This window comes from Jannaschia formosa, from assembly GCF_003340555.1.
GTDB lineage: Bacteria > Pseudomonadota > Alphaproteobacteria > Rhodobacterales > Rhodobacteraceae > Jannaschia > Jannaschia formosa.
Genome location: NZ_QPLJ01000005.1, coordinates 87,407 through 109,288, shown reverse-complemented (window position 1 = coordinate 109,288; position 21,882 = coordinate 87,407). Strand labels below are relative to the sequence as shown.

Annotated in this window: 24 protein-coding genes; 12 read left to right on the top strand and 12 right to left on the bottom strand. The window is 70.4% G+C overall.

Annotation, left to right across the window (positions count from 1 at the left end; translation table 11 throughout):
• Nucleotides 1–70 precede the first annotated feature (70 nt).
• The gene (locus DR046_RS24590; RefSeq protein WP_280652826.1) at nt 71–202 is read left to right on the top strand and encodes a hypothetical protein; all 132 of its coding nucleotides are present in this window, start codon (nt 71–73) and stop codon (nt 200–202) included.
• Between the two features lie 183 nt (nt 203–385).
• On the opposite strand, the gene DR046_RS07655 is transcribed toward DR046_RS24590, so the two are convergent.
• The 4 genes from DR046_RS07655 to lepA form a co-directional block, all read right to left on the bottom strand.
• The gene (locus tag DR046_RS07655; protein ID WP_115381580.1) at nt 386–694 is read right to left on the bottom strand and encodes a TraR/DksA family transcriptional regulator; all 309 of its coding nucleotides are present in this window, start codon (nt 692–694) and stop codon (nt 386–388) included.
• 406 nt (nt 695–1,100) lie between these two features.
• Entirely contained in the window at nt 1,101–1,349 is a 249-nt protein-coding gene (locus DR046_RS07650) for a DUF2442 domain-containing protein (RefSeq protein ID WP_115381578.1), read from the bottom strand.
• Nucleotides 1,333–1,575, bottom strand: coding sequence for a DUF4160 domain-containing protein (locus tag DR046_RS07645; RefSeq protein WP_115381576.1), 243 nt, complete (start codon nt 1,573–1,575; stop codon nt 1,333–1,335). Before DR046_RS07645 ends, DR046_RS07650 begins: the two co-directional genes overlap by 17 nt.
• Nucleotides 1,575–3,392 (bottom strand): translation elongation factor 4, encoded by a 1,818-nt coding sequence (gene lepA, locus DR046_RS07640; protein ID WP_115381574.1) that lies wholly within the window; start codon nt 3,390–3,392, stop codon nt 1,575–1,577. Before lepA ends, DR046_RS07645 begins: the two co-directional genes overlap by 1 nt.
• Nucleotides 3,393–3,504: 112 nt before the next feature.
• On the opposite strand from lepA, the gene DR046_RS23235 reads away from it, so the two are divergent.
• Nucleotides 3,505–5,013 (top strand): winged helix-turn-helix domain-containing protein, encoded by a 1,509-nt coding sequence (locus tag DR046_RS23235; protein ID WP_167766964.1) that lies wholly within the window; start codon nt 3,505–3,507, stop codon nt 5,011–5,013.
• Here the strand turns inward: DR046_RS23235 and DR046_RS23590 are convergent.
• Both DR046_RS23590 and DR046_RS07620 read right to left on the bottom strand, forming a co-directional pair.
• Complete coding sequence (locus DR046_RS23590) at nt 5,010–5,180, bottom strand: hypothetical protein (RefSeq protein ID WP_167766962.1); 171 nt, start codon at nt 5,178–5,180, stop codon at nt 5,010–5,012. The genes DR046_RS23235 and DR046_RS23590 overlap by 4 nt on opposite strands.
• Nucleotides 5,181–5,314: 134 nt before the next feature.
• Nucleotides 5,315–6,607 (bottom strand): alpha/beta hydrolase family protein, encoded by a 1,293-nt coding sequence (locus DR046_RS07620; protein ID WP_115381570.1) that lies wholly within the window; start codon nt 6,605–6,607, stop codon nt 5,315–5,317.
• Between the two features lie 299 nt (nt 6,608–6,906).
• Here DR046_RS07620 and DR046_RS07615 point away from each other — a divergent pair, with 299 nt between their 5' ends.
• The 3 genes from DR046_RS07615 to DR046_RS07605 all read left to right on the top strand — a co-directional run bounded on the left by DR046_RS07615 (nt 6,907) and on the right by DR046_RS07605 (nt 8,957).
• Entirely contained in the window at nt 6,907–8,205 is a 1,299-nt protein-coding gene (locus tag DR046_RS07615) for a DEAD/DEAH box helicase (RefSeq protein ID WP_115381568.1), read from the top strand.
• Between the two features lie 72 nt (nt 8,206–8,277).
• Nucleotides 8,278–8,529, top strand: coding sequence for a hypothetical protein (locus DR046_RS07610; protein WP_115381566.1), 252 nt, complete (start codon nt 8,278–8,280; stop codon nt 8,527–8,529).
• A gap of 71 nt (nt 8,530–8,600) precedes the next feature.
• Nucleotides 8,601–8,957 (top strand): hypothetical protein, encoded by a 357-nt coding sequence (locus DR046_RS07605; RefSeq protein WP_245190855.1) that lies wholly within the window; start codon nt 8,601–8,603, stop codon nt 8,955–8,957.
• Between the two features lie 37 nt (nt 8,958–8,994).
• Here DR046_RS07605 and DR046_RS07600 read toward each other — a convergent pair whose 3' ends face one another.
• Entirely contained in the window at nt 8,995–10,320 is a 1,326-nt protein-coding gene (locus DR046_RS07600) for a cation:proton antiporter (RefSeq protein ID WP_135227269.1), read from the bottom strand.
• 194 nt (nt 10,321–10,514) lie between these two features.
• On the opposite strand from DR046_RS07600, the gene tldD reads away from it, so the two are divergent.
• The 3 genes from tldD (at nt 10,515) to topA (ending at nt 16,076) form a co-directional block, all read left to right on the top strand.
• Complete coding sequence (tldD, locus tag DR046_RS07595; protein ID WP_115381562.1) at nt 10,515–11,942, top strand: metalloprotease TldD; 1,428 nt, start codon at nt 10,515–10,517, stop codon at nt 11,940–11,942.
• An 89-nt stretch (nt 11,943–12,031) separates the two neighbouring features.
• A complete protein-coding gene (dprA, locus tag DR046_RS07590; protein WP_115381560.1) occupies nt 12,032–13,210 on the top strand; it encodes a DNA-processing protein DprA in 1,179 nt (392 codons plus the stop codon).
• A gap of 127 nt (nt 13,211–13,337) precedes the next feature.
• Nucleotides 13,338–16,076, top strand: a complete 2,739-nt coding sequence (gene topA, locus DR046_RS07585) for a type I DNA topoisomerase (protein ID WP_115381558.1) — start codon at nt 13,338–13,340, stop codon at nt 16,074–16,076.
• Between the two features lie 7 nt (nt 16,077–16,083).
• On the opposite strand, the gene DR046_RS07580 is transcribed toward topA, so the two are convergent.
• Nucleotides 16,084–16,518 carry a VOC family protein gene (locus DR046_RS07580; RefSeq protein ID WP_115381556.1) on the bottom strand — a complete coding sequence of 145 codons (435 nt, stop codon included), beginning with the start codon at nt 16,516–16,518 and terminating at the stop codon, nt 16,084–16,086.
• A 171-nt stretch (nt 16,519–16,689) separates the two neighbouring features.
• Between DR046_RS07580 and DR046_RS07575 the strand changes: the two genes are divergently transcribed.
• Nucleotides 16,690–17,283, top strand: a complete 594-nt coding sequence (locus DR046_RS07575; protein ID WP_115381825.1) for a nitroreductase family protein — start codon at nt 16,690–16,692, stop codon at nt 17,281–17,283.
• On the top strand, nt 17,280–17,966 hold the full coding sequence (locus DR046_RS07570; protein ID WP_115381554.1) for an EI24 domain-containing protein: 687 nt from the start codon (nt 17,280–17,282) through the stop codon (nt 17,964–17,966). The genes DR046_RS07575 and DR046_RS07570 overlap by 4 nt, the downstream gene beginning before the upstream one ends.
• Before the next feature lie 6 nt (nt 17,967–17,972).
• On the opposite strand, the gene DR046_RS07565 is transcribed toward DR046_RS07570, so the two are convergent.
• Nucleotides 17,973–18,254: a DUF1467 family protein gene (locus DR046_RS07565; RefSeq protein ID WP_115381552.1), complete on the bottom strand. Its 282-nt coding sequence runs from the start codon at nt 18,252–18,254 to the stop codon at nt 17,973–17,975.
• Nucleotides 18,254–18,658 carry a methylmalonyl-CoA epimerase gene (gene mce / locus DR046_RS07560; RefSeq protein ID WP_115381550.1) on the bottom strand — a complete coding sequence of 135 codons (405 nt, stop codon included), beginning with the start codon at nt 18,656–18,658 and terminating at the stop codon, nt 18,254–18,256. The genes DR046_RS07565 and mce overlap by 1 nt, the downstream gene beginning before the upstream one ends.
• Before the next feature lie 129 nt (nt 18,659–18,787).
• Here mce and DR046_RS07555 point away from each other — a divergent pair, with 129 nt between their 5' ends.
• Nucleotides 18,788–19,486: a response regulator gene (locus DR046_RS07555; protein ID WP_115381548.1), complete on the top strand. Its 699-nt coding sequence runs from the start codon at nt 18,788–18,790 to the stop codon at nt 19,484–19,486.
• 238 nt (nt 19,487–19,724) lie between these two features.
• Here DR046_RS07555 and DR046_RS07550 read toward each other — a convergent pair whose 3' ends face one another.
• Together DR046_RS07550 and DR046_RS07545 are read right to left on the bottom strand one after the other, a co-directional pair.
• The gene (locus DR046_RS07550) at nt 19,725–20,486 is read right to left on the bottom strand and encodes an SDR family NAD(P)-dependent oxidoreductase (protein ID WP_115381546.1); all 762 of its coding nucleotides are present in this window, start codon (nt 20,484–20,486) and stop codon (nt 19,725–19,727) included.
• A 44-nt stretch (nt 20,487–20,530) separates the two neighbouring features.
• Complete coding sequence (locus DR046_RS07545; RefSeq protein WP_115381544.1) at nt 20,531–21,166, bottom strand: DUF3047 domain-containing protein; 636 nt, start codon at nt 21,164–21,166, stop codon at nt 20,531–20,533.
• Nucleotides 21,167–21,375: 209 nt separating this feature from the next.
• Here DR046_RS07545 and DR046_RS07540 point away from each other — a divergent pair, with 209 nt between their 5' ends.
• The gene (locus DR046_RS07540) at nt 21,376–21,882 is read left to right on the top strand and encodes a type III secretion system chaperone family protein (RefSeq protein ID WP_245190854.1); all 507 of its coding nucleotides are present in this window, start codon (nt 21,376–21,378) and stop codon (nt 21,880–21,882) included.

Sequence of the window (21,882 nt, the reverse complement as noted above, 5' to 3'; positions counted from 1 at the left end):
CGGGGCGGTGACGCGAGGGAACCCCAGGGCGGACCGCAGGTTGGGAATTACAACCTGAAGGAGAACGATGATGAAGATCTGGATGACACTCGCAGCGCTCTGCGCCCTGCCGCTGCTGTCCGGCTGCGGCGTGGCGCTCGGCGCCGGTGGCGCCATCGCCGCCGACGAGGTGGCCGAGGAAGAAGGGGAGAACCTGTTTTGACCCGGATTCTGGCGATGCTCGGCCTGATCGGCCTGCTCACGGCCTGCGACGACACACTCGGCGGCTTCGTCGAGGACAGCGAGGAGGTCGGCGACGCGGTCGCGGACGAAATCTGAGCTGGCGGATATCGGGCGCCCCTGCCGGGAGGCGGGGGCGTCCCCGGTGCGCGGCCCGGCGCTTCGGTCAGGCGGCGCAGCTGCGGCAGAGCGCTGCGGTCGGGACCGCCTCGAGCCGCTCCGCCGAGATCGGCTCGCCGCATTTCGCGCAGTCCCCGTAGGTCCCCTCCTCGATCCGCGCGAGGGCCGCATCGATGGCGCGCAACTCGTTGCGGTCATGGACCTCCAGCGCCTCCAGCACCTCGTCCCCCTGCCGCTCCGAGGCGGCGTCGTCCCAGTCCTGCGGGGCGGGATCGTCGAGCTCGTCCTCGATCCGGGCGATGTCGCCGGTGAGTTCCTTGCGTCGTGCGAGAAGGCGGGTCCTGGCGTCGGTCATGGTGGTCTCCGTTTTCGGGGGAGCATGACGGGGGTTCGGTGTGGGGTCGTTGATCCTGGTCAAGCGGGAGGGCGGTTTGGGGAGAAGACGTGTGGGCGAGGAGCATGCTGCCTGCTGCGACGAGACGGTGGGCGGGCTTGTCGAGGAGGTCGGGGAGGTCTGCTCCATGCCGTGGGTCGGGTTACGACCTGCTCGATCGCATCCCAATGTTGCGCAAGTCTCGGCGTTCCACTCTGCGTTGTTACACAAATCAAGGAAGTCATTGATGCTAAGAGACTTCCTGGCAAGACGTGGAAGGCAAGCATTCTAACGGCTACGACATCTCAGGGGTATTCGTGTAACAACCCCTCCATCTGCCAAAAATAGCGAAGCTTCTCCTCGCCCGCCTTCTGCCTCTCATCAATCCTCAAGCCGCCACCCCGCGCTGGCCGGTCCCGTCTCCACGACCGGCCAGAAGCCCCTCGACCGAGACGTCTTCATCCAACGCCTCCCAATGAAGGCCGTAGGCGCTCAATTCCACCGCTTCGCGCTCGGCATGCGACGCGGCGAGGAGGCGGGGGAACCAGGCCAAGGGGGCGCCGATGGTGCGACCGTCTGACAGGGTGACCCAGAGGCAGTCGTCGTCGAAGCGGACGCTCTCAGGCGAAATAGTCATGCCAAGCCCTCTCGATAGTGGCAGAATGAACTATCACCTTTCGGGTGATATCTCGCAAGGCGCGGGCAGCGAAGCCCGAGGAACGGGCGAGTTCCACAGGCGGACCAAGCCAGAGCTTGGCTTCCGCCCCGTCCTTCATGACGTGGATGTGGACGGGCTCGCGCGGGTCGCCCTCGTTGGAGTAGAAGAAGAAGCGGTAGCCGTCCTCGCGCAGGACGGTGGGCATCAGGAATCCATCTTCAACGCCGAGATGAACGCCGATTGCGGGATCTCCACCTTCCCGAACTGGCGCATCTTCTTCTTGCCCGCCTTCTGCTTCTCCAGGAGCTTCTTCTTCCGCGTCGCATCCCCGCCGTAGCACTTGGCGGTCACGTCCTTGCGCATCGCCGAGAGCGTCTCGCGCGCGATGACCTTGCCGCCGATGGCCGCCTGGATCGGGATCTTGAACATGTGGCGGGGGATCAGCTCCATCAGCTTCTCGACCATCGCCCGGCCGCGCAGCTCGGCCCGGTCGCGGTGGACCATCATCGAGAGCGCGTCCACAGGCTCCTCGTTGACCAGCACCTGCATCTTCACGAGGTTGTCCTCGCGGTAGCCGATCATCTGGTAGTCGAAGCTGGCATAGCCCTTCGTCACCGATTTCAGCCGGTCGTAGAAGTCGAACACCACCTCGTTGAGCGGCAGGTCGTAGACCACCATCGCGCGGGCGCCGGCATAGGTCAGCTCCAGCTGGATGCCGCGGCGGTCCTGGCAGAGCTTGAGCACATCGCCGAGATACTCGTCCGGCACGAGGATGGTCGCCTTGATCCGCGGCTCCTCGACATGGTCGACATGGGTGAGGTCGGGCATGTCGGCGGGGTTGTGGAGTTCGAGAATCTCGGGCTCCTCCCCTTCCTTGCCGCGCATGTGGATGTGGTAGACCACCGAGGGCGCGGTGGTGATCAGGTCGATGTTGTATTCGCGTTCGAGCCGGTCGCGGATGACCTCGAGGTGGAGAAGGCCGAGGAACCCGCAGCGGAAGCCGAAGCCGAGCGCGGCGGAGGATTCGACCTCGAAGGAGAAGGAGGCGTCGTTGAGCGCCAGCTTCTCCATCGCGTCGCGCAGGTCGTTGAAGTCGTTCGCGTCCACCGGGAAGAGGCCGCAGAAGACCACGGGGATCGAGGGCTTGAAGCCCGGCAGCGGCGCCTCGCACTGGCGCTTTTCATGGGTGATCGTATCGCCCACGCGGGTGTCGCGGACCTGCTTGATGGACGCATTGAGATAGCCGATCTCGCCGGGTCCAAGCTCCGCCGCGGAGGTCATGGCGGGGCGGTAGACGCCGACATCGTCGACGTCATAGGTCCCGCCGGTCTTCATCATGCGGATGCGGTCGCCCTTCTTCAGGACGCCGTCGATGATCCGCACGATGACGATGACGCCGAGATAGCTGTCATACTTGCTGTCGACGAGCATGGCCTTGAGCGGCGCCTCGCGGTCGCCCTGTTTCGGCGCCGGCAGGCGGGTGACGATGGCCTCCAGCACGTCGGGGATGCCGAGGCCGGTCTTGGCCGAGATCTCGACGGCGTCCTGCGCCTCGATCCCGATGACATCCTCGATCTGTTCCTTCACGCGCTCGGGGTCGGCGGCGGGAAGGTCAATCTTGTTGAGGACCGGCACGATCTCGTGATCCGCCTCGATGGCCTGGTAGACGTTGGCCAGCGTCTGCGCCTCGACCCCCTGGGAGGCGTCGACCACCAGCAGGGAGCCTTCGACAGCCTTCATGGAGCGGCTGACCTCGTAGGCGAAGTCGACGTGGCCGGGCGTGTCGATGAGGTTCAGGACATAGGTGTGCCCGTCGCGGGCGGGATACTCGATGCGGACGGTGTTGGCCTTGATGGTGATTCCGCGCTCACGCTCGATATCCATGGAATCCAGCAGCTGCTCCTGCATGTCCCGCTCGGCCACGGTGCCGGTCAGCTGGATCAGCCGGTCGGCCAGCGTGGACTTCCCGTGATCGATATGGGCGACGATCGAGAAATTGCGGATGCGCGAGAGGTCGGTCATGGGATCGGCCCTTGGAATGTGTCCGGGGGGAGATATACCGCGCGCCGGGAAGCCGAAAGGGGCGGCGTGTCGCGGCTGGTCCGGGCGCGCGCGACGTGGCAGGTTGCCGGCCATGGAGCTTTGCCTGTCGCCCGACACGCGAACCGCGATGCTGGACGGCGCACCGCTGTCGCTGGGCGCGCGGGCGTTCGACGTGCTGTCGGTGCTGCATGCCCATGCAGATCGGGTCGTGTCGAAGGCGGAGCTGCTGGACGCGGTCTGGTCCGGCCTCGTGGTCGAGGAAAGCAACCTGTCGGTCCAGATCGCCGGGTTGCGCAAGGCGCTGGGCCGGGACGCGATCAAGACGGTTCCGGGGGTGGGCTACCAGTTGACGCTCGGCGCGGAGGCGCCATCGGCCCCCGAAGGCGCGCCCGCCGTTCCCACGCGCCCGTCGCTGGCGGTCCTGCCTTTCGCCAACCTGACGGGGAGGCCCGACAGCGACTACCTGGTCGACGGGATCGTCGGCGAGATCACGGCGGCGCTGTCCCGCGTGCCGACATTCCTGGTCATCTCGACGACGTCGAGCTTCACCTATCGCGGCCGCTCGGTCGACCTGGCGCAGGTCGGGCGGGAACTGGGCGTGCGCTACGTGATGGAGGGCTCGATCCAGCAGGCGGGCACGCGGCTGCGCATCTTCGCACAGGTGGTCGAGGCCGAGACCGGCCACATGATCTGGAGCGACCGGTTCGACGGCACGACCGCCGACATCTTCGACCTGCAGGATGCCGTGGCCGAACGCGTCGCGGGCGCGCTGGAGCCGACGATGATCTGGGCCGAGGCCGCCCGCGCCCGCGCCAAGCCGACCGAAAGCCTGACGGCGCACGACCTCTGCCTGCGCGCGGCGCCGATGGTCTATCGCCAGAACCGCCTGTCGGACCTGACCGAGGCGATGGACCTGACGCGGCGCGCGATGGAGCTGGACCCGGATTACGAGCAGGCCAAGGCGCTGTTCGCCTATTCGCACACCTGCGCGCTGGCGACGCGGTGGTGGACCCACGAGCAGGCGATCGCGGCCCTGCCCCAGGCCTACGAAGTGCTGGATTCGCCGCGCGCGGACGCGCTGGAGCTGACCTATTGCGGCCACTACGTCGCCTATGTCGCGCGCGACCGGCCCCGCGGGCGCGAGGCGCTGGAGCGGGCGGCCCGGATGAACCCGAACTCCGCCACGACCGCGATGCTGCTCGGTTGGGTCTGCAACTACGAGGGCGACAGCCCCGCCGCGCTGGCGCAGTTCGAGCGCTGCCTCAGGATCAGCCCGCTGCATCCCCAGATCGGGATCGTGAATTGCGGGATCGGCATGGCCCACATGCAGGCGGGCGCCTTCGAGGAGGCCGCCGCCGCCTACGAGACCGCGCTCGCGCAATATCCGGAATTCGCCACGATCCAGCTTGGCCTGACCTGCGTCTATGTCCGGCTCGGCCGGATGGAAGACGCGCGGCGGGTGGGCGACTGGCTGCGCGCCAAGGTCCCCAATCAGAGTGTCGCGCGGTTCCTGCGGACGACGCCGCACACCGCGCCGCTGCATCACGAGTTGCAGATCGAGGCTCTCCGGGTGCTCGGCTTTCCCGAGGACGATCCCTAGCGGAGCAGGCGGTCCGCTGCGGCGCGGGCGGCCTCGCGACGCGACTGCGCGGCGAGCAGCGCCTCCGCATCGACCGGGCGACGGCGCGGCAGGCGCGCGACCAGCAGGGCCAAGAGCGCGGCGAGGCGCAGGGGGCGGGCGACGGGGTCGGTGGCTTGGACGGTCATGATCGGGGCTCCGGCTTCAGGGAAATGGATCTTCCCCTGAAGCGTCGCATCCGATTGCCGTTTCCGTCCTTAAACCGGACCCGAAACCTTCCTAATCAGGTCCGAAAGGTCCGAAACGGACCGGGGCCGCAGGATCACTCGGCCACGCGGCTCTCCATCTTCAGGCCCAGGGCCGTGCGGTTCGGGAAGCCGCGCCAGTAGCTGTGGTCCGCCGTGGGCTCTCCGTCCTCGCCCATGTCCCAGACGCCGGTCTCGGCGACGTCGACCAGGTCGAGATAGTCGGCGGCGGCGCTGAAGCCTTCGAGATGCAGCTGGAAGAACACAGTCGTGAAGTGCTGGAGGATATTGTTCATCCGCACATTGTCCCAGACCGCGTCGGCATAGTGGTCGAAGGGCGACAGGCCCTCCGTCTCCCAGGCTTCGGCGGGGGCGGGGATCGGGGCGGCGGCGTTGTGGTTGGCGTTCTCGAGGGTCAGCAGGTAGCGGGTGACGCCCGTCGTCTCCTCGAAGATCTGCCGGATGGCGGCATATTCCGACACGTCGTCGGCGGAGCCCGCGACGAGCAGCAGCGGCTTCTCGAAGCCGGCGAGGCCGTCCGCGTCCCAGAAGTCGCGGTTGCGGCCCCAGGGGCCGATGGCGACCACGGCCTTCACCCGGTCGTCGACCAGCTCCGTCAGCGTCTCGGACCCGGCGGCGTGCCGCGACAGCATCTGCTGGGCCGTGTTGTAATGGGCGGGCTCGGTCCGCGTCACGGCGGTCTCGGACAGGCCGCCGCCGCCGAAGATCAGCGCGCCGTAGCCGCCCATCGAATAGCCGACGATCCCGGTGCGGTCGGTGTCGGTGATGGCGCCGATCTCGTCCTCCAGCCCGGCCATCGCGTCGATCAGGAAGGCCTGGTCCAGCGGACGGTTGTAGAGCGTCGAGGGGAACGGCCCCATGTCGTCATAGGTCGACTCGGGGTGGTCGGCCGCCACCGCGACGAAGCCCTTGGAGGCGAGGTTCTCGCCCAGATGCGACATCAGGAAACGGTTGCCCGGATAGCCGTGCGAGATGACGACCAGCGGGAAGCGGCCTTCCGACGGCGCCGCGTCCCGCGCCGCGCGGCCTTGCAGCGCGACCTCGGTCTCGCCGTCGCGCAGCAGCGCGGTGTAGGTGCCGCCGGGTTCCGTGCCTTCGGCCGCAGGATACCAGATCTCGACGGTCAAATCGCGATCATAGGTCGGGATCTCGCCCTCGGCCTCGGTGGCGAGCACGTCGACGCGGTCCTCGTCGGTGAAGGTCATCGTCCGGACCCCGACGGGGTAGTCGCCCAGCGCGGCGCGTTCGGGCGCGTCGGGGCGGATCAGGTCGATGCGGTTGGGCGCCTGGGCGGCGGAGACCGTGGCCGCGACGGCGACGGGCAGGGCGAGGGCGATGCAGGTTCTCATGACGGCTCCGGATGTTGACGAATGGGCGGAGCGTGGCCCCTATCGCCCTGCGGCTCAACAGCCGACGTCACGAAAGCCGCGCATCGGCGGGTTGACGGACGGCCCGGCTTGGCCCACATGCGCCGTGACCCCCGCCCCTCGGGTCGCGTGAGCCGGACGTCCATGCGGGACGTTCCCCACGACGGGCGGGCCGCTTTCCCTTGGATCACGCCGGGAGGGCGCGCGGCACAGATGCCGCGCCTCCCACCGCGCCCGGACGGGCGCCGATACTGGCGCCGAGGCGCCTGAGGACGACGTTTATGGATTTCGACATGCTGGGGCTGAAGCCCCGACTCATCACCGCCCTGTCGGAGATGGGAATCAAGGACCCCACCCCGATCCAGAAGCAGGCGATCCCGCCCGCACTGGAAGGCCGCGACGTGCTGGGCCTTGCCCAGACCGGCACGGGCAAGACGGCCGCCTTCGGCCTGCCGCTGGCGCAGCACCTGCTGGAGGACGAGACGCGGCCCGCCAAGCGCTCTGCCCGGGCGCTGATCCTGGCGCCGACGCGGGAACTGGTGAACCAGATCGGCGAAAGCCTCGACGGCTTCATCGCGGGCTCGCATCTGCGGGTGGCGAAGGTCGTCGGCGGCGTCGGCATCAACCCGCAGATCAAGCGGCTGGAACGCGGCGTCGACCTGCTGGTCGCGACGCCCGGCCGCCTGCTGGACCTGATGGACCGGGGTGCGGTGTCGCTGGGCGCGACGCGGTTCCTGGTGCTCGACGAGGCGGACCAGATGCTCGACATGGGCTTCATCCACGACCTGAAGAAGATCGCCGCCAAGCTGCCCGCCGAGCGGCAGACGATGCTGTTCTCGGCCACCATGCCGAAGGAGATGGAGAGCCTTGCCGCGACCTATCTCGACCGCCCGGTGCGGGTGCAGGTCGCGACCTCGGGCCAGACCGCCGACAGGATCGAGCAGTCGATCCACTTCATCGCCAAGACCGAGAAGCCCGCGCTGCTGCTGGAGCTTCTGAACGCCCATCCGGGCGAGGCGGCGCTGGTCTTCGCCCGCACCAAGCACGGCTCGGACCGGCTGGCGAAGCAGCTGACGAACTGGGGCGTCGAGGCGGTGGCCGTTCACGGCAACCGCAGCCAAGGGCAGCGGATGCGCGCGCTGGAGGCCTTCTCCAGCGGCGAGGCGCCGGTCATGGTGGCGACCGACGTGGCAGCACGGGGGCTCGACATCCCGGTGGTCAAGCACGTCTACAATTACGAGCTGCCGAACGTGGCCGAGACCTATGTCCATCGCATCGGGCGGACCGCCCGCGCGGGCCGCGAAGGCGCGGCGATCACGCTCTGCGCCCCCGACGAGATGGGCGAGCTGAAGGACATCGAGAAGCTGGTGAAGCAGGAGATTCCCGTCGCCTCCGGCCGCCGCTGGTCGCCCTCGCAGGAGGAGGCCAAGCCGAAGCGTGGCGGCGGCGGCGGTGGTGGCCGTCGTGGCGGCGGCGGCCGGCCCCAGGGCGGCAAGCCGGCGGGCGCCGGCCGGCCGGCGGCGGCGGCGGCCAAGCCCGGCGGCGGCAACCGGCGGCGCAGGCCCCGCAAGACGGCCTGATCTCGCCCCGGCCCCATGTCGGTCCCGCCGCACTCCTGCGCGACGCTGCAGGCGATTGCCGGAAGGACCGCCATGAAGCCCCTGCTTACCGTCTCTCCGCTTCAGGCCGGGGAGCGGGTGCTCACGACCGTCCCTGACGGCTTCGCCATCGCCGGCAAGGCCCATCGGCCGGGCCGGGTCTACGAGCTGGTCGCCGAGGGCGAGACCGCCGAGGACCGGTCGGGAGCCACCCCCGACCCGGCGGCGGTGAAGTGCGCCGGGACCTGTCTGGCCGCGACGCGTCTCTGCGACGGATCGGACACGGCGCCCTGCCCCGAGGGCTGATCGCCGCATCCCGATTGCCCCCCTTTCGCCGCTCTGGCATCTTCCCCCGAAAACGAGCGGAGGGCAGAGCAGTGAAGACCCCCACGATGAAGCTATCGGCGGCCATGGCCGCCTGTCTGGTATTGTCCGCCTGCGGCGGCGGGCGGGCGGTCGACGGCCTGCCCACGGTGACCCGCGCCTATGCGACCGGCCCGTTGCAGACGGCCTGCCTGCGGGCGGACCGCACGGCGGCCTCGCCGCAGCTGTGCGGCTGCGTCCAGGCGGCGGCGGACGACGTGCTGTCGCGGCGCGACCAGTCGCGCGCGGTCGCGTTCTTCAAGGACCCCCACCAAGCCCAGGTCACGCGCCAGTCCGACCGCCGCTCCGACGAGGAGTTCTGGCAGCGCTACAAGACCTTCGTCGCCCAGGCCGAACGGCTCTGCGCCTGACCCGGACCCGGACCCGGACCCGGCGCCGGGGCGCGGCTCAGGCGGCGTCCCGCTTCTTCCTGCGGTGCGGGCCCCGTTCGCGCGGATGGATGTCCCCGACCTCCAGGTCGCCGTCGGCGGCGAGGAAGTAGTTCGCGGCATAGCCGTGGATCAGGATCGAGCCCAGGATCGTGACCACCGCGATCCGCCAGACCGCGTCGATATCGGCGAACTCCGCGTGGTTCTGCGCATAGGCGATGTAGAAGACCGAGCCCATGCCCCGGATGCCGAAGAAGGCCACGACCCAGCGCCGTATCGGCTCGCCGGACCGGCAGACGAGGCCCAGCCACCCCGCCAGCGGCCGCACGCCGAAAATGAGCAGCGCCGCGAAGGCGACCTCCTGCCAGCGCAGGCCCGCAAGCGCGCCCGAGGCGGCGAAGACGCCCAGCCACAGCAGCAGCAGCGCCAGCAGGATCGCCTCCAGCTGCTCGGCCCCGTGGTGGACGTAGCGCTCGTAGCCCTCGTCCGAGGTGCCCCGCGTCTGCGAGCGCCCGGCCCGGACCGCGACGAAGACGGCGAGGAAGCCGTAGCCGTCCACCGCCTCGGTCACCCCGTAGGAGATCATCGTGGTCGAAAGGATCACCAGCACCGCGTTCCAGGCGCCCTGTGCCGCGTCCCCGATGGGCGAGAACACGGCCCTCGAAAGCAGCAGCCCCGTGCCCAAGCCCACGAGGATGCCGGCAGCGACCCGATAGGTGAAATCGAAGCTGAGCCAGGACCAGAACCAGGCCTCGCCCTGGAACATCTGGCCCACGCCCAGCGTGGCGGCGTGGATGGAGAGGTAGATGAAGGGGAAGGCCAGCCCGTCGTTCAGCCCCGCCTCGGCGGTCAGCGCAACCTCCGTATGGCCCTCTTCCTCGCCGGGGGGCGAGACCTGCACCGACCGCGCCAGCACCGGGTCGGTCGGCGCCAGCGCCGCCGCCAGCAGCAGCGCACCGGGGATGCCGAGGCCCAGCCAGCCCCAGCCCAGCAGGCCGACCGCCGCCATGGTCAGGGGCATCGTGATCCCGAGCAGCCGCCAGGTCGGGTTCCAAGCCCGCCAGGAGGCGACCGTGTCGATGGCGAGCCCCGCGCCCGCCAGCGAGATGATGACGATCAGCTCCGCCGCGTGCTCGATCACGGCCGACTCCCATCCGCCCTGCAGCGGGTTGATCCGCACCAGCGTCAGCCCGCCGAAGCAGGCGCCGATCGCGACGTAGAGCAGCGGCAGGTTGAACAGCCGGAACCGGGCCAGCGCCGGTTGCAGCGTCAGCCCGAACAGGGCGAGCCCTACCACCGAATAGATCAGGTCGCGGGGATCCAGCGTCGGTATCAGGTCTGTCATCGGGTCCCCGTCGATGCGCCGGACGGGATGCCGGGCGCGCGCGACCCGGGCGGGGCGGGCACGCGGCGGCAGGCGGCGCGTCAGGTTGTTCAACCGCGCGGGGCGCCGTCCGGTTCCTTCGGCCGCGCCGGTACCGCCCCCTGTCGTCCCGCCCCCCGAGGCCCTATCTCGGGGGTAACCGTTCGGAGACAGCCATGACCCACGCCCCCTTCCGCCCCTTCGAGACCCTGCTCGACCGAGAGACCGCCCTGTCGATCCTGTGCGGCGCCACCGACGGCGCCGACGACGGAGAGCTGTTCCTGGAACGCCGCCGCTCCGAGATGGTGGTGTTCGACGACGGGCGGGTGAAGACGGCGAGCTACGACGCCTCCGAAGGCTTCGGCCTGCGCGCCGTGAAGGGCGAGACGGCGGGATACGCGCACTCCACCGAGATCAGCGAGCAGAGCCTGCGCCGCGCCGCCGAGACCGCGCGCCTGGCCGTGGGCGACGGCGGCGGCACGCTGGCCGACGCCCCGGCGGGGACGAACGAGGCGCTCTATGGCGACCACGACCCGATCGCGGGACATGCCTTCTCGGTCAAGCTCGACACGCTGGGCGAGATCGACGCCTTCGCGCGGGGGCTGGACCCGCGCGTGGTGCAGGTCTCGGCCTCGATGGCGGCGGGGCTGCAGGAGGTGGAGATCCTGCGCCCCGAGGGCCGCTCCGTCTCGGACGTCCGGCCGATGGTGCGGCTGAACGTCTCGGTGATCGTCGAGGAGAACGGCCGGCGCGAGAGCGGCTCGGCCGGGGGCGGCGGGCGCATCGACCTCGCGGGCCTCTTGAAGCGGTCGCATTGGGAGGGCGTCGCGAAGGAGGCGCTGCGGATCGCAATCGTGAACCTGTCGGCCGAACCGGCGCCGGCCGGCGTCATGGACGTGGCGCTGGGCGCGGGCTGGCCGGGCATCCTGCTGCACGAGGCGGTGGGCCACGGGCTGGAAGGCGACTTCAACCGCAAGGGCCAGTCCGCCTTCGCGGGGCTTCTGGGCCAGCGGGTCGCGTCCCCCGGCGTCACCGTGCTGGACGACGGCACGATCCCGAACCGGCGCGGCTCGCTGACAGTGGACGACGAGGGCACGCCGTCGGGCAGGAACGTGCTGATCGAGGACGGCATCCTCGTGGGCTACATGCAGGACCGGCAGTCGGCGCGGCTGATGGGCGTCGCGCCCACCGGCAACGGGCGGCGCGAGAGCCATGCGCATATCCCCATGACGCGGATGACCAACACCTACATGCTGGGCGGCGATGCGGACCCGGCGGGGATCGTCAGCGACCTGAAGGACGGCATCTACGCCGTGGGCTTCGGCGGCGGGCAGGTCGACATCACCAACGGGAAGTTCGTGTTCTCCTGCACCGAGGCCTACCGGGTGAAGAACGGCGTCGTCGGCGCGCCGGTCAAGGGCGCGACCCTGATCGGCGACGGGGCGACGGCGCTGACCAACATCCGCGCCATCGGCAACGACATGGCGCTGGACCCCGGCATGGGGAATTGCGGCAAGGCCGGGCAGTGGGTGCCGGTGGGCGTGGGCCAGCCGACGCTGCTGATCGGGGGGCTGACGGTGGGGGGCTCGGCCGCCGCTGGGTGAGAGGTGCGCTCTGCGCGCCCGAAGCCGATGGGCTTGGCGACGTGACGCGTTAACCGGATCGTAACCCGCGGTGGCTCAGGCTGCCGCTCATGGACTACGAGATCCCCGAGCTTCTGCGCGACGACGACGGTCTCTCCGAACCGCCGCTGCCGCTCTTCGCCGGCCCGCCGCCGCAGGAAGAGCTGTTCGCGCGGCTGCGCCTCGCCCGCTCCCGCCGGGTCGGGCCCGCGACCTTCCGGCGGCTGATCGCGGAACACGGGGATGCGCGCGCGGCGCTCGCCGCCCTGCCCGCCATCGCCGAGGCGGCGGGGGACAAGGGCTATGCCGCCGCCGACGAGGGCGCCGTGAAGCGAGAGATCGCCGCCGCCCGCAAGGCTGGCGCCAAGCTGCTGACGCTCGGCGCGCCGGGCTATCCCGCGCGGCTGGCGGAGGTGGCGGACGCGCCTGCCGTGCTCTGGGCGCAGGGATCGACGGCGCTGGCCGCGCGGCGCTGCGTCGCCATCGTGGGCACGCGCAACGCTTCCAGCCTCGCGCTGCGGATGACGCGGGCCCTGTCGCGGGATCTCGCCAAGGCCGGCGTGGTCGTCGTCTCGGGGCTGGCGCGCGGCGTCGACGCGGTGGCGCATTCGGCGGCGCTGGAGGGCGGGACCATCGCCGTGCATGCGGGCGGGCTCGATCAGGTCTACCCGGCCGAGAACGCGGGGCTGGCGGCTGAGATCGCGCAGAAGGGCCTGTCGCTCAGCGAGCGGCCCTTCGGCCTCGCTCCGCAGGCGCGCGACTTCCCGCGCCGCAACCGCATCGTTTCGGGGCTGGCACTTGCCGTGATCGTGGTCGAGGCGGCGGCGCGCTCGGGCTCGATGATCACGGCGAAGGATGCCGCCGACCAGGGCCGCGACGTGATGGCGGTGCCGGGGCACCCGCTCGACGGGCGCGCGTCTGGCTGCAACATCCTTCTGCGGGACGGGGCGACGCTGGTGCGCGGCGCCGAGGACGTGCTGGAGGCGCTGGGGGACGAGGTTGCGCCCCGCGCTCCACGTCCGCAAGCCACGTCTGACGCCCCCGCGACTCCCGTGCCGCCCTCGGGCGGCGAGATGCGGGCGCGTATCCTCACCCTTCTCTCGCCGGTTCCCACCGCCGAGGATCAGCTGCTTCGCGACCTCGGGCCGGGGGCGACGATCGCGCCGCATCTTCTGGCGGCCGAGCTGTCTGAGCTGGAGCTTCTGGGCGAGATCGCCCGCCGTCCCGGCGGCGGGCTGGTCCGCCTCTAGGCGTCGACAGCGCCCGGACGGGTGCGACCCCCTACCATTGACAATTTCCCGGGGGTCGCCACATGGTCCCCGGCCCAAGGGCACCCCTCCGCCCAGCCGCAAGGCCCCACTCGTTCCAGGAGCGTCCATGCCCGTTGTCGTCGTCGAATCTCCCGCCAAGGCCAAGACGATCAACGGCTATCTCGGCAAGGACTACAAGGTGCTCGCCTCCTACGGCCATGTGCGCGACCTCGTTGGCAAGGACGGCTCCGTCGATCCCGAGCAGGGCTTCGCGATGACCTGGGAGGTCCCGGCCGACAGTAAGAAGCGGATCAAGGACATCGCCGACGCGCTGGCCGAGGACCCGAACCTGATCCTCGCCACCGACCCCGACCGCGAGGGCGAGGCGATCTCCTGGCACCTGATGGAAGCGCTGCTGAGCCGCCGGGGAATCAAGAAGGACATGCCCGTCCGCCGCGTGGCCTTCAACGCGATCACCAAGAAGGCCGTGCAGGAGGCGATCGCCAACCCGCGCGAGATCGACACGCCGCTGGTCCACGCCTATCTCGCCCGCCGCGCGCTGGACTATCTGGTCGGCTTCACGCTGTCCCCCGTCCTCTGGCGCAAGCTGCCCGGCTCGAAATCGGCGGGCCGCGTGCAGTCGGTCAGCCTGCGCCTGATCGTCGAGCGCGAGATGGAGATCGAGGCCTTCGATCCGCAGGAATACTGGACCGTCCGCGCCCTGCTGGAGACGCCGCGCGGCCAGACCTACGAGGCCCGGCTGGTGGGGCTCGCCGGCGACAAGGTCGAGCGCTTCACCTTCAAGGACCGCGCCTCGGCAGAGATCGCCGTGCAGGCCGTCGAGAGCCGGGAGCTGACCGTCACCTCGGTCGAGGCCAAGCCCGCGACGCGCAATCCTTCGCCGCCCTTCATGACCTCCACCCTCCAGCAGGAGGCCAGCCGCAAGTTCGGCATGGGCGCCAAGGCCGCGATGGCGACGGCGCAAAGGCTCTATGAGGCGGGGCTCATCACCTACATGCGGACCGACGGCATCGACATGGCGCCCGAGGCCGTCCATGCCGCGCGCGACGCGATCGCGGAACGGTACGGGGCCAAATACGTGCCGGACAGCCCGCGAATGTACAAGAACAAGGCCAAGAATGCGCAGGAAGCGCATGAATGCATCCGTCCGACCGACATGACGAAGGCGGCGGACGACCTGCGCATCGATGGCGAGCAGAGGAAGCTCTATGACCTGATCTGGAAGCGCACGCTCGCCTCCCAGATGGAGGCCGCGCGGCTGGAGCGGACGACCGTCACCGTCGAGAGCCGCGACCGTCAGGTCGAGCTGCGCGCCAACGGGCAGGTCGTCGTCTTCGACGGCTTCATGAAGGTCTATACCGAAGGCCGCGACGACGACGAGGCCACGGGCGAGGACCGCCGCCTGCCCGCCATCTCGCAGGGCGACCCGGCCAGAAAGCACGCGAACGGGCTGCGCCCGGACTTCGACAAGCTGACCGCCGAGACCGGCGACGCGCTGATGGACGATGGCGGCGATCCGGCGAACGCAGTGCTCGCCCCCTCCGGCGCCGTGCTGGGCCAGCAGAGCTTCACCCAGCCGCCGCCGCGCTACACCGAGGCGACGCTGGTCAAGAAGATGGAGGAGCTGGGTATCGGCCGGCCCTCGACCTACGCCTCGATCCTCGGCACGATCGTGGACCGCGGCTATGTCCGCAAGGAGGGCAACCGCCTCTTCCCCGAGGACCAGGGCCGGCTGGTGACGGCCTTCCTGGTCAACTACTTCCGCCGCTACGTGCAGTACGACTTCACCGCCGGGCTGGAGGATGAGCTCGACCACGTCTCCGCCGGGGAGTTGGACTACAAGGACGTGCTCGACCGCTTCTGGCGCGACTTCAAGGCGGCGGTGGACGAGACGTCGGAGCTGCGCATCACCGACGTGCTCGAGAAGATCAACGAGGTGCTGGAGCCGCATCTCTTCCCCGAGCGGGAGGACGGGAAGGACCGCCGGCTCTGCCCGAAATGCGAGCAGGGACGCCTCAGCATGCGCACCGCGCGGTCCGGCGGGGCGTTCATCGGCTGCTCGAACTATCCCGAGTGCCGCTACACCCGGCCCTTCGGCCCCCCGGGCATGGAGGGCGAGCAACAGGGCGAGGAGCGGATGCTGGGCGTCGAGCCCGAGAGCGGGCTGGAAGTCTGGCTGAAGTCCGGACGCTTCGGCCCCTATGTCCAGCTCGGCGAGGCGACGGAAGAGAACAAGAAACCCAAGCGGTCGAGCCTGCCGAAATCCTGGTCGCCGGACATCATGGACCTGGACCGCGCGCTGCAGCTTCTGTCGCTGCCGCGCGAGGTCGGCAGGCATCCCGAGGACGGAGAGCCGATCGAGGCCAATCTCGGCCGCTACGGTCCTTACGTCATGCACAAGCGGCCCGAGGACGCGAAGCCGGTCTACGCCAATCTCGCCGACGAGGACGAGGTTTTCACCATCGGCATGAACCGCGCCGTCGAGGTGCTGGCCGAGAAGCGCGCGAATCCCCGCGGCCGCGGCCGCGCCGCCGCCGCGCCCCTGAAGGAGTTGGGGGAGCACCCCGAAGGCGGCGGGGCGGTCAGCGTGATGGAGGGACGCTACGGGCCCTACGTCAAGTGGGAGAAGGTGAACGCCACCATCCCCAAGGGCACCGACCCGGCCACGGTCACAATGGCGCAGGCGATGGAATGGATCGCCGAAAAGGCCGCGAAGGCGCCTAAGAAGAAGGCCGCGGCCAAGAAGCCGGCGGCGAAGAAGGAGGCGGCGAAAAAGCCCGCCGCCAAGAAGGCGCCCGCGAAGAAGACGGCGGCGAAGAAGCCCGCCGCCAGGAAGGCGTCCTGACGGCGGCTCAGACCTGGACCAGTTCCACGTGGTTGCCGTCGGGGTCGCGCAGGAAGGCGTAGGCATAGCCCGGCGGCGCGTCGTGGACCGGCTCGACCATGATGGTGACGCCGTCGGCGCGCAGCGTCTCGATGGCCGCCACGATATCCGGCACCGTGAAGGCCAGATGCTTCCAGCCGCGTTGCGACATGCTTTCGCCGACGCCCCGCCCCTCGTCGGGGCCGGGCGCGGCGCCGGGCTCGGCGAAGATCTCGACATGCACGCCGTCCTTGCCGATCAGCCCCATGCGCAGGTTCGCGTCGCCCCATTCCTTCAGCAGCTCGAACCCGAAATGCCGCCGGTACCAGGCCACCGAGGCGTCGAAATCGGCGACCGACAGCCCGGCATGGTGAATTCCCTCGATCCGCATCGCGATGTCCTCCCGTTTCTCGGGGCCGAGCATCCCCTCTTTCCGGCCGCCGCGCCAGCGGGTCCGAACGATTCGGCCCGACTCTGCTCCTCGCGCCCTTCGATGCTCCTCGAACAGGACCCGGAGGCTCGAGGGGCGGGGGCGGAGCCCCCTCTGACGCAGGACATGCTTGATCCGGGCGGCGCGGGTTGCGACATGAACGCCATGACCGACATCGCCCCCCTCGCCCCGCGCCCCGACGTGCAGGACTTCCTCGCAACCCGCCGCTCCCGCCCGGCCAAGACCCTGGTCGCGCCCGCCCCCGACCGCGCCGCGCTGGAGCCGCTGCTGGCCAGCGCGCTGCGCGTGCCCGATCACGGCAAGCTGGAGCCCTGGCACCTGATCGTGCTGGAGGATGCGGCGCTGGACCGGCTGGCCGGGCTGACCGGGCGGCTGGGCGCGGCGCAGGGGCGCGATCCCGACAAGGTCCAGAAGTCGCAGGCGATGTTCGCCGACGCGCCGCTGATCGTCGCGGTCGTCGCCTCGCCGGTCCTGTCCGACAAGATCCCCGAGGTGGAGCAGACGCTCAGCGCGGGCGCGGTGTGCCTGTCGCTCGTCAACGCCGCTCAGGCCGCGGGCTGGGGCGCGAACTGGCTAACCGGCTGGATGGCCTCCGACCGGGACTTCCTGACCGAGGGGCTGGGGCTCGCCCCGGCGGAATGGGTCGCGGGCTGGATCGTGATCGGCACCGAGACCGCCACGCCGCCGGAACGCCCCCGCCCGGACCTCGCCGCCAAGGCGGCCTGGATCCGGGAATGATCGGCGACGCGCTCAAGGCCATCGGCCAGATCGGCGATCCGCGCTTCCGGCGGGTGCTGCTGACCGGCGTCGCCCTGTCGCTGGCGCTGCTGATCGGATTCTCGGCGGTGCTGATCTGGCTCGCCCAATGGGTGGTCGGCCCGGTAGTCACGATCCCCTGGATCGGCGAGGTCACCTGGCTCGACGAGGCGGCGGGGTTCGCGCTGGTCCCGGTCGTGCTGGTGGCTTCGGTCTTCCTGATGGTGCCGGTCGCCTCCGCCTTCACCGGGCTGTTCCTCGACCGGATCGCGGCCGCGGTCGAGCAGCGGCACTATTCCCACCTGCCTCCGGCGCGGGACCAGCCCTGGTCCGAGACCGCGAAGGAGAGCGCGGGCTTCCTCGGCCTCGTGCTCGCCGTCAACGCGCTGGCGCTGGTCGCATATCTGCTGCTCGCGCCCTTCGCGCTGTTCATCTTCTGGGCCGTGAACGGGTATCTTCTGGGCCGCGAATACGCGCAGATGAGCGCCGCGCGCCACCTGCCGCCAGCCGAGGCGCGCGCCTTCCGCGCCCGCCACCGCGCCCGGATCTGGGCGACGGGGGTGCTGATGGCGATCCCGCTGTCGGTGCCGCTTCTGAACCTGCTCGTCCCGGTGATCGGCGCGGCGACCTTCACGCACCTCTTCCACCGGCTGCACCGGGGATAGGGCGGGCTATTCGCCCAGCGCCTCGCGCCCGGTGATCCGGCGCAGGTCGTCGATGCCGATCTGGCCGCTGGCGATGAACCAGACGAGCGGCGCCCAGATCAGCAGCGTGATGACGGTGGCCCAGCCCATCCGGCGGTAGACCCGGATCGGGGCCGCAGGCGTGGAGGCGTGGGTGCCCTGCGTCACGCGACCCGCGTCGCCCTGCGTGCTCTGCCCGACCTGGAGGCCGATCAGGAACACCATGGCCCAGATCATGGCGAAGACGACGAAGGCCGAGAAGACGCCCATCAGACCTGCTCCAGCTCGACCAGTGTGCCGGTGAAGTCCTTCGGGTGCAGGAACAGGACGGGCTTGCCGTGGGCGCCGATCTTCGGCTCGCCGTCGCCCAGCACGCGGGCGCCTGTGGCCTGGAGCTTGTCGCGCGCGGCGAGGATGTCCTCGACCTCGTAGCAGATGTGATGGATCCCGCCCGAGGGGTTCTTGTCGAGGAAGCCCCGGATCGGGCTGGCTTCGCCCAGCGGGTGCAGAAGCTCGACCTTGGTGTTCGGAAGCTCGATGAAGACGACGGTGACGCCGTGGTCGGGCTCGTCCTGCGGGGCGCCGACCTTCGCGCCCAGCGTGTCGCGATACTGGGCCGAGGCCGCCTCCAGGTCCGGGACGGCGATGGCGACGTGGTTGAGCTTGCCGATCATGGACGGGTCTCCGCTTGGGTCGGCGGGGTTATCGCGCCCGCGCGGCGGCGCCGCAAGACGACAGGGCGCCGCGTTTACGATTCGTTAGGGACAAGGGCGCATGGTGGCTGCAACCGAGAGGAGAGACGCATGGACGAAATGGACCTTGTCGCCCGACCCGCCCCCACCGTGCAGCGTCCGCTGCTCGGCATGACCATCCTCGTGGTCGAGGACAGCCGCTTCGCCTGCGAGGCGGTGCGCCTTCTGGCGCTGCGCTCGGGCGCGCGGCTGCGCCGGGCCGACAGCCTGGCGGCGGCGCGGCGGCATCTGGGCACCTACCGCCCCGACGCGGCGATCGTCGATCTGGGCCTGCCCGACGGATCGGGGCTGGAGCTCGTGGGCGAGCTGGCGCAGGCGCAGATCCGGCCCGCCGTGATCCTCGCCACTTCGGGGCAGGAGGCGCGCGAAGCCCGCGACGCGGCCGAGGCGCGGGGCGCCGACGGGTTCCTGCCCAAGCCGATCGAGAGCCTCGCGCTGTTCCAGCAGGCGATCCTCGCGCATCTCCCGCCGGAGCTGCGCCCGCCCGGTCTGCGCGCGCTGGCCGCCGACATGGTGGAGCCGGATCCGCTCGCCCTGTCGGAGGATCTCGACTATGCCGACCGCGCCCTGTCGGAGGGCCGGCCGCCCGGCTATGTCGCGGCGTTCCTCGAAGGGCTGGCGCGAACGGGCCATGACGAGGTGCTGCTGGCCGAGGCGCGATCCCTCGCCGCGCACAGCCCCGACGACATCGCGCCGCGCCTGCGCGCGCTGATCTCGCAGCGGCGGGCGCAGGCGCGGCGAGCGATCTGAGGCGGCGGCAGGCGCGGTCCTGCGGGTCAGGAATTCCCGGAAGGCGTCCGGCAGGTGCTTCCGGTTCGGCTACATCGTGGGGCGGCTCGGCCCCGTCGCAGCAGCGGCCCCGCCATCTCCGAGAGGCCGCGGGTCAGGTGCGCCTCGGCGGCGACGCCGCCGGGGTCGGACCATGCCGGATGCGCGGCATGCAGGGCGGGCGGCTCGAACGCGGCCAGGCGCCCGTCGCGCAGGCCGGTCACCTCGGGGCCAGCCGGATCGCGCCGTCGAGGCGGATCGTCTCCCCGTTCAGCATCCGGTTGGTCGCGATATGGGCGACGAGGCTCGCGAACTCCACAGGGTCGCCCAGACGCGGGGGATAGGGCACCTGCGCGCCGAGGCTGTCCTGCACTTCCTGCGGCAGGCCCCGAAGCATCGGCGTCAGGAACAGGCCCGGCGCGACGGAGACGACACGGATGCCCAGCGGCGCGAGATCCCGCGCCATCGGCAGGGTCATGCCCGCCACCCCGCCCTTCGAGGCGGCATAGGCGGTCTGCCCGATCTGCCCCTCGAAGGCGGCGATCGAGGCGGTGTTGACGATCACCCCACGTTCGCCGTCGGGTCCGCGCCCCTCCTGCCCGGCCATGATCGCGGCGGCGGCCGAGGCGCAGTGGAAGGTCCCCAGAAGGTTGATCCCGATCACCCTGGCGAACAGCGCCGGGTCATGCGCGCCCTGCTTTCCCACCGTCTTCGCGGCCGGTGCGATGCCGGCGCAGTTCACCATCAGGTCGAGCCGTCCGCCCTGCGCCACCCGGCCCAGAACCTCGGCGCAGGCTGCGGCATCGGTCACGTCCAGCCTGTGGAAGCTGCCCCCCAGCTCCTCGGCCAGGGCCGCGCCCCTCTCCTCGTCGAGGTCGAGCAGCGCGACCTGCGCCCCCGCCCCGGCCAGATGGCGCGCGGTGGCGGCGCCCAAGCCCCCCGCGCCGCCGGTGATCGCCGCGATGCTACCCTGCAGATCCATGTCGTCCCCCTCGGTTGCGGCGGGGACCGTAGCGGCCCGCGCGGTCAGCGCAAGTCGGGCGCGGTGATGGCGGCGCGGATGCGGCTGTCGGTGTCGTCGCTGTCGGCGGAGATGCCCATGCCGACCAGCACGCCGGGTGCGTCGCCGAAGGCGCGGGCATAGTCGGCGGCGAGGTCCACCTGTTCGGAATGGCTGCCGGTTCCGGCCTGGCGCAGGACGATGGTGCGCATTCCGGCGAGATAGGGGCTGTTCTGCACGGTGCCGCGCGGGTCGGCGCCGCCCCAGACATAGACGATGACGCGGGTGGAGGCGTCGCGCAGCAGTGCCGCGCCGCGACCGGGATCGGCCGTCGCCGCGGTCTGCGGATCGGTCCAGGCGAAGTAGACGGCAAGGTTGCGGTCGTCCCCGCCTTTCCGGCTGAGGTCCGTGGCCGGCACCGACTCCGCCACCGACCAGCCCCAGGAGGCGCGGGTCGCCCCGCGCATCGCCTCGGGCACCGCGCGCCAGAGCAGCGAGACGGTCCCGTCGGACGTCACCTGCAGTTCGGCACCGCGCTGCGCGTAATCGTTGGACGAGAAGCGCAGGAAGCCCTGCTCCCTCCAGGAGCCGTCGAAGGCGAGCGGCGCGGCGGCCGCGGGAAGGGCGAGGCAGGTCACGAGGACGGTCAGGATATGTCTCATGGGTGCCGAAGTAGCGGATCGCCGCCGATCCGGCCCCTCAAATGGCCGTGACCCACGCGAAAGTTGTGGGTAAGCCGAATCGTCCGCTTTACAGGCCGGGTCCCTCGCCCCACCATATCTTGTAGGGACGGCGCGCCGCCATTCATACGGATCGGACCGGAAACAAGGTCTGGGGGCGCACCGGGCACGAGCAGCGGAGGGCCCCCCTGATGATGCATGAACGCACGCAATTCGCCGACACCGGCGACCTGCACCCGATCGACCTGGTCGAGACGGTGGCGGAATCCCACGAGTGGGAATTCGACCGCGTCGGCGACGACCAGATCGCGATGGTGGTCGAGGGTCAATGGCGCAGCTATTCCGTCACCCTCGCCTGGTCCGAGGCGGACGAGACGCTGCGCATGGTCTGCTGCTTCGAGATGGAGCCGCCGACCGACAGCCATCCGCGGCTCTTCGAACTGCTGAACCTCGTCAACGAGCAGTGCTGGACCGGTGCCTTCTCGTTCTGGCCGGATCAGGCGCTGATGGTCTACCGCTACGGGCTGGTGCTCGCAGGCGGCGCCTCGGCGGGGGTGGAGCAGATCAACCGCATGGTCGCCGAGGGGATCCTCGCGGGCGAGCGCTACTATCCCGCCTTCCAGTTGGTCTGCTGGGGCGGGCGCCCCCCGCGCGACGCCATGCAGATCGCCATCGCCGAGGCCTACGGGCGCGCCTGA